This is a genomic window from Actinocatenispora thailandica (assembly GCF_016865425.1).
Classification (GTDB): Bacteria; Actinomycetota; Actinomycetes; order Mycobacteriales; family Micromonosporaceae; genus Actinocatenispora; species Actinocatenispora thailandica.
Map to the genome: position 1 here is coordinate 2,283,285 of NZ_AP023355.1, position 12,970 is coordinate 2,296,254.

A 12,970-nucleotide genomic window follows, 5' to 3' on the forward strand; every position below is an offset into this window, starting at 1 on the left:
TGTGGCCGCGGTGCGGTTCCGGGCCTCGCTGGGCGGGCGCGGTGCTCGGTGGCCTCGCCGGGCGCGCGCAGTGCCGCTGGCCTCGCTGGGGCGGGTGCGGTGCCCCTGGCCTCGCCGGGCGGGCGCTCCGCGGTGCCGTTCCGGACGGTAGCCTGCCTCAGTGGGGACAGTGGCGGACGTGCAGGACGCGATGCGGCAGTGGTACCCGGAGCGGTGGGCGCAGCCGTGGGACCGGGTCGGGCTCGTCGTCGGCGACCCGGCCGATCCGGTCAGCCGGGTGCTGTACTGCGTCGACTGCGTGCCGGAGACCGTCGACCAGGCGGTCGAGGCCGGCGCCGAGCTGATCGTGGCGCACCACCCGCTGCTGCTGCGCGGCGTGTCGAGTGTCGCGACCACCAGCTACAAGGGCCGGGTGGTGCACCGGCTGATCCGTGCCGGGATCGCGCTGTACGTGGCGCACACCAACGCCGACGTGGCCGCGCCGGGCGTCTCCGACGCGCTGGCCGCGACGCTGTCGCTCGCCGAGCTGCGCCCGCTGGTACCCGCCGAGGACGCCGCGGCGGGCGGTGGTCGCGGCTTCGGCCGGATCGGTACGCTGCCGGCACCGGTGCCGCTGGCCGAGCTGACCGGCCGGGTCGCGGCGGCGCTGCCGGCCACCGCCTGGGGGATCCGGGCGGCCGGCGACCCGGCGCGACTGGTCCGGACCGTGGCGGTCTGCGGTGGGGCGGGCGATACGTTCCTGGACGCCGCGACCGCGGCCGGCGTCGACGCGTACCTGACCGCCGACCTGCGGCACCATCCGGCCAGCGAGCACCTCGCCGAGGGCGGCCCGGCATTGCTGGACGCGGCGCACTGGGCCACCGAGTGGCCGTGGCTGGCGCAGGTAGCGGCAGGGCTGACCGACCGGCTCGCCGTGGAGGGAATAGTCTCCTCGGTGGTGACCGATCCGTGGACCGTGCACGCCGCGTCCGGCGCCGCCGGCGCGGGTCCCGCCGCCGACGGCGGTACGAGTTCCACTGCCGCCGAGGGCAGCGGAAGTGAGGAGTTTCGTTCGTGAAGGCCGACCCGGCGCACCAACGCCGACTGCTGGACCTGCAGGCGACCGACACCGCCCTGACCCAGCTCGCCTACCGGCGCAACCACCTGCCCGAGCTGGCCGAGCTGGACAAACTGGATGGCGAGCTACGCGCCGCCACCGACGAAACGGTCCGCGCCCAGACGGCGGTGGACGACCTGGACCGCGACATCACCCGGGCCGAACGCGACGTCGAGCAGGTGCGGGCCCGCGCGGCGAAGGACCGGTCGCTGCTGGACTCCGGGCGGGGCGGCGCCAAGGAGCTGGAGAGCCTGCAGCACGAACTGGCGTCGCTGGGCCGGCGGCAGAGCGAGCTGGAGGACGTCGAGCTGGAGCTGATGGAGCAGCGCGAGCAGGCGGCCGGCGCGCTCGCCGCCGCGAGCCAGCAGCAGTCCGAGGTGCGCCAGCTGCGCGACACCGCCGAGCAGCGGCGGGACGAGTCACTGGTGCAGCTGTCCGAGCAGGAGGAGCAGCGGCGCGCCGAGCGCGACCCGCTGGCCGCGGCGCTGCCGGGCGATCTGCTCGCGCTGTACGAGCGGATCCGCGCCAACACCGGTATCGGCGCCGCGATGCTGCGCGCCCGCCGGTGCGAGGGCTGCCGGCTGGAGCTGTCCGGTTCGGAGCTGGCACAGGTGCGCGCCGCGGCGGCCGAGGAGGTGATCCGGCACGAGGAGTGTGGCCGGATCCTGGTACGCACCGACGAGTCGGGGCTGTGACCCGAACACACCACGAGCGGGTCGTGGTCGAGGCGGACGGCGGGTCGCGCGGCAATCCCGGCCCGGCCGGGTACGGCGCCGCCGTGCTCGACGCCGACACCGGCGAGACGCTGATCGAACGCGCCGCGTACCTGGGCATCAACACCAACAACGTCGCCGAGTACTCCGGGCTGGTCGCCGGGCTGAAGGCAGCCGCGGCCCTCGGTGCCCGCCGGGTCGCGGTCCGGATGGACTCCAAGCTCGTGGTGGAGCAGATGTCCGGCCGGTGGCAGGTCAAGCATCCCGGCCTGCGACCGTTGCACGCCGAGGCGACCCGGCTCGCTGCCGGGTTCGCCGAGATCGGTTACGAGTGGATTCCGCGGGCCCGCAACGCGCACGCGGACGCGCTGGCCAACAAGGCGATGGATGCCGGCGAGTTCGGCACCGTCGAGCTGGTCGACGTGCTGGCCGATCCGTCCACATCGGACGGTCCTGGCGCCGCCGCCGACCCGGCCGACCCGGCGGGCCCGGACGGCGGAGATGCCGGCCCGGCCGGCCCCGGCGCCGGGGCGAAGCTGCCGGCCGGTGCGGCGGGCCCCGCCGACCCCGAACCGGTGGGCTCCCGCCCGGAGCGGCCGTCCGATGCGGCGGAATCCGGTGCGGGGGGACCCGGTGTGCCGGCACCCGACGCGGCTCCGACGGCGGCCGGGGAGGATCCGGTCGACGCGGCGTTGCGGGCGATGGTCGGCGGGCCCGGTGTCGCGGCCGCGCGTCCGGGTGGTTCGGTCGCGGCGACCGCCGCGCCGGTGGCCGGCCGCACCCGGCTGATCCTGGTCCGGCACGCCGCGACCGCGCAGACCCGCCGCGGCGCGTTCTGCGGCGCCGAGTGCGACCCGGAACTGGACGAGATCGGCCGCCGGCAGGCGGCGGCGCTGGCCGACCGGCTCGCCGTCCTGGCGCCGGACGCGGTGCTGGTGACCTCGCCGCAGGCGCGGGCCCGGCAGACCGCCGAGGCGATCGCGCACCGGCTCGACACGGTACCGCGGGTCGAGCCGCGGCTGGTCGAGGTGGCGTACGGCGCCTGGGACGGGTTGACGTTCGACCAGATCGCCGTCGGCTGGCCGGCCGAACTCGACGCGTGGCTGGCGTCCACCTCGGTCGCACCGCCCGGCGGGGAGAGCATGGACGCCGCCGGGGCGCGATACACCGAGGCGCTGCACGAGGTCCGCCGGCACCAGCACGAGCGGACCGTCGTGCTGGTCGGGCACGGTTCGATGGTGAAGCTGATGCTGCGCGACGTGCTCGACGCAGGCCGGCGCTTCCTGGACACCATCCAGATCGACCCGGCCGGGCTGTCGGTGGTCGACCTGTTCGACGACGGCAACGCCGCGGTCCCCACCGTCAACGACACCGCCCACCTGGCCACCTGACGCCGCCGCCGTCGCTAGGGTCGATGCGGTGAGCGAGTTGTGGCAGGACGGGGCGGCCGGGGTGCTGCGGCTGCCGTCCGGGCGGCTGGTGCGCGGTCGCGGGCTGGCGCGGCCGGTGCCGGCCGGTCCGGAACCCGGGTTCGGCGTGTACCTGCTCGGCCACCGCCCGCCGGAAACCCGGTGGCCGGCCCGCTGGGTGCGGTGGCGCGACTTCTGGTTGCCGGCCGACCGGGCCGACGCCACCGCCGCGCTGCGCGAGGCGTGGCAGCGCGCCGCGACCGAGCGGGTGGAACTGGCCTGCCTCGGTGGGCAGGGCCGCACCGGGACGGCGCTGGCCTGCCTGGCCGTTCTCGACGGGGTGCCCGCCGAGAACGCCGTCGACTTCGTGCGGTCGCACTACTCGCCGCGCGCCGTGGAGACCCCGTGGCAGCGTCGCTATGTGCGCAGTTTTCGGGCCTGACCAGGCACGTCATCGCTTCGGCCGGAGGCCGTGGCCGACCCCGGTGGGTTTAGCGCGCGGCCTGGCTGGGCACACCGAAGAGGACCCCGGAAGGTGCGGCTGGGGGGTCCGCCGCCGGGGTTGCCGAGAGGCGGCGGACCGGCCGGCGTCGACGCGGCACCGGCCGGTCGGAGACGGAGGCGCAGATGACGGTCCCGGACCCGACCCATCCCGTACCGGTGCCGCCGCAACGACCGCCCGGCCCGCCGCCGCGGCCACCCGAGCCGCTCCCGCCCGAACCGGGCGGGCCACCGGCGCCGCCCGGCCCGGCACCGGCCCCGCCGGTACCCGAGCCGCCGGCGCCGGAGCCGCCGCTGCCGGGGCCTGGGCCCGAGCCGGCGACCTGACCGCCCGCGGCACCGGGCTGGGGTCCCGGAGCCGAAGCCGACCGCCCCTGGCATGCAAGGCCGACCAGCTGCGTCGCTGGCCGGGGCTCGGGGTGCAGCGAGGCTCCACCAGCCGGCCTTGACGGCCCGACCAGCGGCGCAGCGGGCCCCACCAGCCGGCCTTGACGGCCCGGCCAGCGGCGCAGCGAGGCTCACCGGCCGATCTGACGGCTCGACCAGCGGATCCTGACGCGTGCGCGGAGGCTCGGCCGACGGCCCGGCCCTGCGGTGGATCGTCCTTGACCAGTCCGGCCCGGATTGCTCAGTCCTTGACCAGGCCGGCCCGGCGCAGCGCGTCGGCGAGCGCCGTGTCGGCCGGCGCCGGCCGGCCGCGGCCGGCCGGTTGCCGCCGATCACCGCGCTGTTGCCCGGTCCGCTGCTGGCCCGACCGGGCGGCGGGCTGACCGGCACGTTCGGTGCGCGGACCGCGCTCACCGCGCCGGGCCGCGCCGTTGCGGCGCTCACCGGCCGCGCCGGGCTCGTCGTCGAGCCGCAGGGTCAGCGAGATCCGCTTGCGGGCGATGTCGACGTCGAGCACCTTCACCTTGACCACATCGCCGGACTTGACCACGTCGCGCGGGTCGGAGACGAAGGTGTTCGACAGCGCCGAGACGTGCACCAGGCCGTCCTGGTGCACCCCGATGTCGACGAACGCGCCGAACGCGGCCACGTTGGTGACGGTGCCCTCCAACACCATCCCCGGCTTCAGGTCGCCGAGCGTCTCGACACCGTCGGCGAACGTGGCGGTACGAAACTCCGGCCGCGGGTCGCGGCCCGGCTTCTCCAGCTCGGTGAGGATGTCGGTGACGGTCGGCACCCCGAACGTGTCGTCGACGAAGTCGGCCGGTTTCAGCGCGCGCAGCACCCGGCCGTTGCCGAGCAACTCGGTGACGGCGGTGCCGGTGCGCTCGATGATGCGGCGCACCACCGGGTACGCCTCCGGGTGCACGGCCGAGCCGTCCAGCGGGTCGTCGCCGCCGCGGATGCGCAGGAACCCGGCACACTGCTCGTACGCCTTCGGGCCGAGCCGCGGCACCGACTTCAGCGCCGCGCGGGAGGCGAACGGGCCGTTCGCGTCGCGGTGCAGCACGATGTTCTCGGCGAGCCCGGTACCGATGCCCGACACCCGGGTCAGCAGCGGCGCCGAGGCGGTGTTGACGTCCACCCCGACCGCGTTCACCGCGTCCTCGACGACCGCGTCGAGCGAGCGGGACAGCTTGCCGTACGACAGGTCGTGCTGGTACTGCCCGACGCCGATGGACTGCGGGTCGATCTTGACCAGCTCGGCCAGCGGATCCTGCAGCCGGCGGGCGATCGACACCGCGCCGCGCAGCGACACGTCCAGCTCCGGCAGCTCCTGCGAGGCGTAGGCGGAGGCCGAGTAGACCGACGCGCCGGCCTCGGAGACGACCACCTTGGTCAGCGGCAGCTCCGGGTGCTGCTTGATCAGGTCGATCGCGAGCCGATCGGTCTCCCGCGACGCGGTCCCGTTGCCGATCGCGATCAGCTCGACGGAGTGCTTCGCCGCCAGCGCGGCCAGGGTGGCAAGCGATGCGTCCCACTTGCGCTGCGGCACGTGCGGGTAGATCGTCGCGGTGTCGACCACCTTGCCGGTCGGGTCGACCACCGCCACCTTGACGCCGGTCCGGAAGCCCGGGTCGAGCCCCATCGTGGCGCGCGCGCCGGCCGGCGCGGCGAGCAGCAGGTCACGCAGGTTCGCCGCGAACACCCGCACCGCCTCGTCCTCGGCGGTCCCGAACAGCCGGGTGCGCAGATCGATGCCCAGCCGCACCAGGATCCTGGTCCGCCACGCCCAGCGCACCGAGTCGGCGAGCCACCGGTCGGCGGCGCGCCCCTCGTCGCGCACCCCGAACCGGGCCGCGATGCGCTGCTCGTACGTGGTCGGGCCGGGCGCCGGTGCCGCCCCCTCGGCGGGCGGCGCGTCGGCGGTGAACGACAGCTCCAGCACCTCCTCCTTCTCGCCGCGCAGCAGCGCGAGGATCCGGTGCGAGGGCAGCTTCGGGTACGGCTCGGCGAAGTCGAAGTAGTCGGCGAACTTGGCGCCGTCCTGCTCCTTGCCCTCGCGCACCTTCGACACCAGGTGACCGCGGGTGAACATCAGCTCGCGCAGCTCGCCGATCAGGTCGGCGTCCTCGGCGAACCGTTCCACCAGGATCGCCCGCGCGCCGTCCAGTGCGGCCGCGGCGTCGGCGACACCCTCGGCCACGAACCCGGCCGCGACCTGCCGCGGATCCTGGGTCGGGTCGGCCAGCAGCGTGTCGGCCAGCGGCTCCAGCCCGGCCTCCCGGGCGATCTGCGCCTTGGTCCGCCGCTTCGGCTTGAACGGCAGGTAGATGTCCTCCAGCCGGGCCTTCGAGTCGGCGGCGAGGATCTGCTGCTCCAGCGCCTCGTCGAGCTTGCCCTGGCCGCGGATCTCGTCCAGCACCGCGGCCCGCCGCTCCTCCAGCTCGCGCAGGTAGCGCAGCCGTTCCTCCAGGGTGCGCAGCTGTGCATCGTCCAGGGCGCCGGTCACCTCCTTGCGGTACCGGGCGATGAACGGCACGGTGCTGCCGGCGTCGAGCAGCTGCACGGCGGCGGCCACCTGGCCGTCGCGCACCCCGAGCTCCTCGGCGATCCGCTGGTTGACACTGACTGCCACGAGAGCCACCTTCGTACGACGTCGCGTTGCGAAGCATTCTGCCGCCCGCCCCCGACACCGCCACGCCCAACCCACCCAAACCGGTTGCCGGACCGAACGGTCGCCCGGAACGATCCGTGGATGGCCGACATCACGGAGTACTACCGGCGCGGTGGCGAGCGCACCCGGCTCGACGCCGGCGCCGGCCTGCTGGAGGGGCTGCGGACCCGTGACATCCTGGCCCGGCACCTGCCCGCGCCGCCGGCCACGATCCTCGACGTCGGCGGCGCCACCGGGGCGTACGCGGGGTGGCTGGCCGCCGCCGGGCATCGCGTGCACCTGGTCGATCCGGTACCGGAGCACGTGGCGGTCGCCGCGGCACTGCCCGGCGTCACGGCCGCAGTCGGGGACGCCCGTACGCTGCCGCAGCCGGACGCCAGTGTCGACGCGGTGCTGCTGCTCGGCCCGCTCTACCACCTGCTGGAACGCGCGGACCGACGGCGCGCCTGGGGCGAGGCGCTGCGGGTGGTGCGGCCCGGCGGGCCGGTGCTGGCCGCGACGATCAGCCGGTTCGCCTCGCTGCTCGACGGTGTGGTGCGGGGCTACCACGGCGATCCACGGTTCCGGGCGATGGTGGACCGGACGCTCGCCACCGGGGTGCACCGCAACACCGGGCCGGGCCGGACCTGGTTCACCGACGCGTACTTCCACCGGCCCGACGAACCGGCCGCGGAGGCCCGCGAGGCCGGCCTGGCCGTCGACCGGGTACTCGCGGTCGAGGGCGCGGTGTGGCCGCTCGGTGACCGGCTGGACGAACTGCTGGCCGACCCGGACGGCGCTTGGCTGGTGCTCGACCAGCTGCGCAAGGTGGAGGCCGAGCCGAGCCTGCTCGGCGCCTCCAGCCACCTCGTGACCGTGGCGCACCGGCCCGCCCGATGATCGCGCCGCCGTCCCGGGGCCCGGTCGGGGACGGTGATCCGGGCCGCGCCGGTACGCGTCGGCCGGCCGGGCGGGACGACCACGTGGCATGCTGCGGCCGTGACCGACGCGGCGAACGATCCTCGCGACACCGATCCCCGGGACGCTGCCCCGCAGTACGTGCTGCCGCTGGTGGTGCGGCTGGAGCGGGACGCGCCACCGGAACGGACCGACGCGCTGGAGGCGTCCGCGCGGGCGGTGCTGACGTTCCTGACCGACCCGCGCAGTACCGAGCCGGCGGGGGAGTGGCACGACGCGGTGACCGCGTGGACCGACGGCCGGATCCGCAAGGTGGTCCGCCGGGCCCGCGGCGCGCAGTGGCACCGCGCCGAGGCGCTGGACGGGCTGACCCTGCGGCACCGCAGCGCGACCGTGCGGGTGTTCCCGCCGGTGCCGCTGGACGGCTGGCCGGCGGACCTGGCCCGGTTGCAGGTGGGTGGGACCGACTTCGACGACACCGAGCCGGTCGCGGAGCCGGCCGCCGGCGTGCCGGTGTTGTGGCTCAACCCGGCGCTGAGCATGACCGCCGGCAAGGCGATGGCGCAGACCGGCCACGGCGCCCAGCTCACCTACGCGGCGCTGCCGGCCGCGGCGCGGGAGGTCTGGGCCGACGCCGGCTTCCCGCTGGCCGTACGGACCGCCACCCCGGCCGGGTGGCGCCGGCTCGCCGCGGCAGGGCTGCCGGTCGTGCACGACGCCGGCTTCACCGAGGTCGCGCCGAACTCGGCGACGGTGATCGGCGACCATCCGGCCCTGCACCGCTGAGCCCGGCGACACCACCGGGGCGCCGGGCGGCACGGCGGCGGCGGGCGAGATCGGGGCGCCGGGCGGCACCTCCGTGGGTGTCAGGGTGCCGGCGGCGGTACCGCGGGAGCGCCGGGCATCGACGCCGCCGCGGTACCGGCCGCTCAGGACAGCGCCGCGCGTACCGTGCCGCCGGCGACGGCGCACCAGGTGGTGACGTCCAGCGAGCCGGTGCCGGGCAGGCCGTGCAACTGCTGGATCGCGGTGACCGCAGCCTGCGTGTTCGCGTCGTAGGTGCCGGTCGCGGTGACCGGGTAGCCCTTGTGGGCGAGGATGGTCTGCGCGCCGGTGACCGCGGCGCCGGTCGCACCGGGCGCGAGGGCCGGCACCAGCGTCTCCCAGGTCGGCGCGGTGAAGGTTGCGTCCGGGTCGACCGGGATGCCGTGCGCGGACTGCCACTTCTGCACGGCCTTGATCGTCTTCTGGTCGAACGTGCCGCTTGCGGTGAGCTTGGCGCCGCCGGCGATCAGCAGGTACTGACCGAGCTGGACGACGGGCCCGCCGACGAACCGCCAGATGTCCGGCCAGCGGCGCTCCGGCGCGTCGGCGGCGGACTCGCCGAGCCCGGTCTGCACCGCCCGCCGCAACTGCGGGAACTCGCGGTAGAAGGCGGCACCGGGGCAGTCGGTGTCGCGGAAGTCCCAGTGCCCGAAGAGGTCGTACGCGTGCAGCCGGTACTGCCGGCACACCGTGACGCACAGCGTGGTGAGCGCGTCGAACAGCGCCTGCGGCGGCGTCTCGGTGAAGTACGTGCCCTCGTTCTCGATGCCGATCGCGTTGCCGTTCTCGCCCGGGCAGTGCGCGGCGATCACCTGTTGCTGCCCGCCCTCCAGCGTTTCCAGGCTGCGGTGCCGGCCCTCCAGCACGTACCCGCCGCGGCTGACGGTGAAGTGCTGCCCGGTGTCGGCCCAGCCGTTGGTGTCCATGTGCAGGTCCTGGCAGTCCCGGGCGAGCTGCTTCGCGTGGTCCAGCGAGTAGTCGGTGCTGTTCGGGAACTCCATGTGATGCACGATGATCTTGTTGGTGGCGTTGCCGCTGAGCTGGATCGGGCTCGCCGGCGGGCGGGCGCCCCACTGGTCGCAGCCGACCACGAAGTCGAACGGGCCGGCCGCCGAGGCGGTCCGGGGCATCGCGGGCGTGGCCGATGCCGTGCCGGAGCCGGCCAGCTCGGTACCGACGACCGCGACGGTCGTGGCACCGAGGGTGGCCTTGAACAGGGTGCGCCGGTCCAGCGCGGAGGGGTCGTTGGTCATCGTGGCGAACTCCATCCGGTGAGGATTTTCTGCCGTCCACTGACCAAAGAAGGATATTGTCGCGCTCCGCGCGGCGCGACCCGTCGCCGTCCGGCGGCTCAGCCGACGTCGAGCAGCTTGCGGAGCTGGTGGCGTGGCTGCGCGCCGACGACCGTACGGATCAGCTCGCCGTCGCGGTACAGCGCCAGCGTCGGGAAGGCCAGCACGTGCAGCGACCGCGCCGTGTCCGGTTCCGCTTCGGCGTCCATGCTGCGAAACTCCACCCGCCCGGCGTACTCGGCGGCGAGTTCGGCGAGCACCGGGGCGAGTCGCTTGCACGGCGGGCACCAGTCGGTCCAGAAGTCCACCAGCACCGGCAGCGGGGAGCCGAGAACCTCGGCGGCGAACGTGGCGTCGGTGACGGGTCGGACCCTGCTGGTGTCGATCATGACTGCCCCTCTCGGCTCGATGTCGCCGCCTCGGCGGCGCTGAACTCGCAGCACGGCGCACCGGGCGCGCCGGTACGGCGGGCCAGTGCCGCGGCGAGCTGGCTGCGGACCTGATCGCGGGCGGCGGTCAGCCGGGCGATGCCGGTGTCCAGCGCGGCCAGCTTGCGCTGGTAGACCTCCAGCGAGGCGGGGCAGGCATCCCCGCTGTCGTGCCCCGAGCGCAGGCACTCCACGAACGGCCGCGCTTCCGCCAGCGTGAACCCGATCCGTTGCAGCGCAAGGATCTCCTGCACCAGCCGGGCGTCGGACTCCTGGTAGCGCCGGTAGCCGAGGCTGTCGCGCCGGTCGGCCAGCAGCCCCTGCTGCTCGTAGTAGCGCAGCATCCTGGTGCTCGTCCCGCACCGTTCCGCCAGTTCCCCGATCCGCATGCCACCCACGCTAGCGATGCACACCGCTGTCAACGCCAGCACAGCGGGGCGTGTGGCTCGGGCGGGCCCGCGGTGTCAGCAGGTGAAACCGCCCTGCTGGATCCGGTCCACCAGCCAGTGCCCGTGTTCGTGCACCAGCGTGTGCGCGATCGGCAGGATGTTCTGCTTGCCGGGTTCGTCGACCTTGTTGCCGTTGTCGTCGGTCAGCCGGGTCCGGCTCTGGTCGATGCAGGCGTCCACGGTGGCGGTGTCGCCGCCCATCCCGACGCTGCGGACGTTCACCACGAGCTTGCCCCGGTACCGCTGGTTCTTCGCGGCCAGCGCGTCGACCAGCTTGCCGGTACCGGCGACCCCCGTCTTGCCGGTCACCACCTCGGCGAGGCCGGAGCCCTTCAGGTCCCGGGTGGAGACCGCGGTGCCGTAGCGGGTCCAGTACTGCACGACCGCGTCCGCCGGCGGCTGCTGGGCGTCGGACAGGTCGATCGGCGCCTCGCTGACCGCGAGCAGGCTGTGCGGCCCGCCGGACACGGTCGGCGCCGGGGACGGGGACGCCGGTTTCGACCGGCTGGGGCTGGTGCTGGGCTTGGCCGATCCGCTCGCCTTCGCCGCCGCGTGCTGGTCGGAACCACCGCCGCAGCCGGTCAGTACCAGGGCTGCGGCGGTGGTGAGGGCGGCGAGGGCCACGGTGGCGCGCACGGGGGTCTCCTATCACGGTTCGATCGGCGCAGCGTCGTGCTGCGCTCACTCCGCGGTGTCTAACGGCGCGCGGCCCGCCGCGTTACCGCGAACCGGTTCACGCACCCCGGCGCGGTCGCCGTGGTGCGCGTCGAGTCGTGCGGCCGTGCACCGCATCGACCCGGCAGTACCGCTCGGCTTGGGTGCTTTGGTCCTGGAACATGGCGATATTCCTGCCGATGCGGTCCAGCTCACGCACGTGCGGTCCGTCCCGGCCGGCACCCGCCGCGTACGGTGGGGAGCCGGCCGGGCCGTACCCGGCCACGCGCACCGCCCGCCGCGCGGCAGATCGCGCGGCGCGGCCGACCCCGACCCGGGAGACCGACACGATGCGTACGAGAGGTGTGGCTCTCGCCGGTGCCCTGCTGGCGGGCGCGGCGGCACTGTCCGGCTGCGCCCGGCTGGAGCACCCCACGGCGAACGAGCCGAAGACCGCCACGCCGGCACCGGTCGGTGCCGGCGAGTTCGAGAAGGCGCCGAGCCCGTCGGCGTCGCCGACCCCGCCGAGCAAGGCGGGCGGCACCTGCACCCTGCTCGACTACGCCAGCGTGCAGGCGGCCACCGGTACCGAGTTCCAGGTGGCGGCGGCCAGCGACAACTCCGGCGCGAAGGCCTGCGCGCTGCAGGTGCTCTACTCCGACTACCCGTCACTGGTGCTCAGCGTGATCGGCACCAAGGCGGACGCGAAGGCGTTCGGCAAGGCCGCGCCGGGCGACGCGAGCGGCGTGTCGAACCTCGGATCCGCCGCGTACAGCCGGATCCTCGCCGCCGGAGACGGCGCCGGCCCGGCCGTCGAGATCGCCTGGCTCGGCAAGCACCAGCAGATCGTGACGCTGCGCTACACGTACCCGAAGGACGTCGGCGCGCACACCGCGCGCGAAAACGTCGGCAAGCTCGCCGACTACGCGCGCAAGCTCGAAGCCAAGCGCTGAGAACCGGCCGCTCAGTCCGCCGGCTGGACCGTCCCGCCGGCCCACTCCTGCAACCGGGCCACCACCTTCGCCGGCTCCGGCACCGACCACAGGCTCATCCGCGGGATCCAACCACCCGGCGACTGCGCCCCGACCAGGATGTTGCCGACACCCGGCTCGACCTCGTCGATCCGGTAGACGGGCGGTAGCTGACCGCTCGGCGCCAGGTCGTCCGGCCGGTACTCGCGGCCCGACCCGCGGGACGCCCGGACCACCAGCACCCGCCGGTCGGTGATCACGTACAGCAGGTCGGACACCACCCTGGGCGGCGGGGGACAGGCCGGCTCGGGTACCAGCAGGGCCAGCACGCCGACCGCGAGCAGCAGCACGCCGCCGGCCACCACCAGCGCCGCGCCGGCCAGCAGCGGCAGCAGCCAGGCGGTGACGTCCGGTCGTACCGCGGACAGCAGCGGCAGCACCACGCCGAAGGTCAGCACGGTGGCCACGCCGGCGATCGCGAACGCCGCCACCGCACGCGAGAACCGGCGAATCAGGTAGCCGCCGCGGCTGCCGGCCCCGGTCGGCCGCAGCCACCACAAGATCTCTTCTCCCGGCTGGAACAGCTGACCGTCCGCCGGGTGCACCGGTGCGCTCATCCACTTCTGGGTACCACGCAAAACCGTTGGCACCAGGCCGAACCCGGGAAAGTC

General features: G+C 74.8%; 13 protein-coding genes. 7 read left to right on the top strand and 6 right to left on the bottom strand.

Translation table 11 applies throughout. From position 1 onward, the window contains the following. Positions 1–160: 160 nt before the first annotated feature. The 4 genes from Athai_RS10145 to Athai_RS10160 are packed head-to-tail and all read left to right on the top strand — an operon-like array spanning position 161 to position 3,660. Positions 161–1,057, top strand: a complete 897-nt coding sequence (locus tag Athai_RS10145; RefSeq protein WP_275422417.1) for a Nif3-like dinuclear metal center hexameric protein — start codon at positions 161–163, stop codon at positions 1,055–1,057. After that, positions 1,054–1,791 (top strand): zinc ribbon domain-containing protein, encoded by a 738-nt coding sequence (locus Athai_RS10150; protein WP_203961270.1) that lies wholly within the window; start codon positions 1,054–1,056, stop codon positions 1,789–1,791. Before Athai_RS10145 ends, Athai_RS10150 begins: the two co-directional genes overlap by 4 nt. After that, positions 1,788–3,200 (top strand): bifunctional RNase H/acid phosphatase, encoded by a 1,413-nt coding sequence (locus Athai_RS10155; RefSeq protein ID WP_203961271.1) that lies wholly within the window; start codon positions 1,788–1,790, stop codon positions 3,198–3,200. Before Athai_RS10150 ends, Athai_RS10155 begins: the two co-directional genes overlap by 4 nt. A 28-nt stretch (positions 3,201–3,228) precedes the next feature. After that, a complete protein-coding gene (locus Athai_RS10160; RefSeq protein WP_203961272.1) occupies positions 3,229–3,660 on the top strand; it encodes a protein-tyrosine phosphatase family protein in 432 nt (143 codons plus the stop codon). Positions 3,661–4,347: 687 nt separating this feature from the next. On the opposite strand, the gene Athai_RS10165 is transcribed toward Athai_RS10160, so the two are convergent. Continuing rightward, a complete protein-coding gene (locus tag Athai_RS10165; protein WP_203961273.1) occupies positions 4,348–6,744 on the bottom strand; it encodes a Tex family protein in 2,397 nt (798 codons plus the stop codon). Positions 6,745–6,864: 120 nt separating this feature from the next. Here Athai_RS10165 and Athai_RS10170 point away from each other — a divergent pair, with 120 nt between their 5' ends. Both Athai_RS10170 and Athai_RS10175 read left to right on the top strand, forming a co-directional pair. Continuing rightward, the gene (locus Athai_RS10170) at positions 6,865–7,662 is read left to right on the top strand and encodes a class I SAM-dependent methyltransferase (RefSeq protein WP_203961274.1); all 798 of its coding nucleotides are present in this window, start codon (positions 6,865–6,867) and stop codon (positions 7,660–7,662) included. Positions 7,663–7,761: 99 nt separating this feature from the next. Continuing rightward, positions 7,762–8,466 (top strand): peptidyl-tRNA hydrolase, encoded by a 705-nt coding sequence (locus Athai_RS10175; RefSeq protein ID WP_203961275.1) that lies wholly within the window; start codon positions 7,762–7,764, stop codon positions 8,464–8,466. A gap of 143 nt (positions 8,467–8,609) precedes the next feature. Here Athai_RS10175 and Athai_RS10180 read toward each other — a convergent pair whose 3' ends face one another. The 4 genes from Athai_RS10180 to Athai_RS10195 all read right to left on the bottom strand — a co-directional run bounded on the left by Athai_RS10180 (position 8,610) and on the right by Athai_RS10195 (position 11,310). Next, positions 8,610–9,773, bottom strand: coding sequence for a peptidoglycan recognition protein family protein (locus Athai_RS10180; protein WP_239156844.1), 1,164 nt, complete (start codon positions 9,771–9,773; stop codon positions 8,610–8,612). Positions 9,774–9,856: 83 nt separating this feature from the next. Next, entirely contained in the window at positions 9,857–10,186 is a 330-nt protein-coding gene (locus tag Athai_RS10185) for a thioredoxin family protein (protein ID WP_203961276.1), read from the bottom strand. After that, positions 10,183–10,614 (bottom strand): MerR family transcriptional regulator, encoded by a 432-nt coding sequence (locus Athai_RS10190; RefSeq protein WP_203961277.1) that lies wholly within the window; start codon positions 10,612–10,614, stop codon positions 10,183–10,185. Before Athai_RS10190 ends, Athai_RS10185 begins: the two co-directional genes overlap by 4 nt. A 75-nt stretch (positions 10,615–10,689) precedes the next feature. Then, positions 10,690–11,310 carry a hypothetical protein gene (locus Athai_RS10195; RefSeq protein ID WP_203961278.1) on the bottom strand — a complete coding sequence of 207 codons (621 nt, stop codon included), beginning with the start codon at positions 11,308–11,310 and terminating at the stop codon, positions 10,690–10,692. A 368-nt stretch (positions 11,311–11,678) separates the two neighbouring features. On the opposite strand from Athai_RS10195, the gene Athai_RS10200 reads away from it, so the two are divergent. Continuing rightward, positions 11,679–12,281: a hypothetical protein gene (locus Athai_RS10200; RefSeq protein ID WP_203961279.1), complete on the top strand. Its 603-nt coding sequence runs from the start codon at positions 11,679–11,681 to the stop codon at positions 12,279–12,281. A gap of 11 nt (positions 12,282–12,292) precedes the next feature. Here the strand turns inward: Athai_RS10200 and Athai_RS10205 are convergent, their stop codons facing one another. Beyond that, positions 12,293–12,916: a hypothetical protein gene (locus Athai_RS10205; RefSeq protein WP_203961280.1), complete on the bottom strand. Its 624-nt coding sequence runs from the start codon at positions 12,914–12,916 to the stop codon at positions 12,293–12,295. Between the last annotated feature and the right edge of the window lie 54 nt (positions 12,917–12,970).

What these genes read in the sequence shown, in the direction of transcription:
- Athai_RS10170 (WP_203961274.1), top strand. Translation starts at nt 6,865, where the DNA reads ATGGCCGACATCACGGAGTACTACCGGCGCGGTGGCGAGCGCACCCGG.
- Athai_RS10180 (WP_239156844.1), bottom strand. Translation starts at nt 9,773, where the DNA reads ATGGAGTTCGCCACGATGACCAACGACCCCTCCGCGCTGGACCGGCGC.
- Athai_RS10185 (WP_203961276.1), bottom strand. Translation starts at nt 10,186, where the DNA reads ATGATCGACACCAGCAGGGTCCGACCCGTCACCGACGCCACGTTCGCC.
- Athai_RS10190 (WP_203961277.1), bottom strand. Translation starts at nt 10,614, where the DNA reads ATGCGGATCGGGGAACTGGCGGAACGGTGCGGGACGAGCACCAGGATG.
- Athai_RS10200 (WP_203961279.1), top strand. Translation starts at nt 11,679, where the DNA reads ATGCGTACGAGAGGTGTGGCTCTCGCCGGTGCCCTGCTGGCGGGCGCG.
- Athai_RS10205 (WP_203961280.1), bottom strand. Translation starts at nt 12,916, where the DNA reads ATGAGCGCACCGGTGCACCCGGCGGACGGTCAGCTGTTCCAGCCGGGA.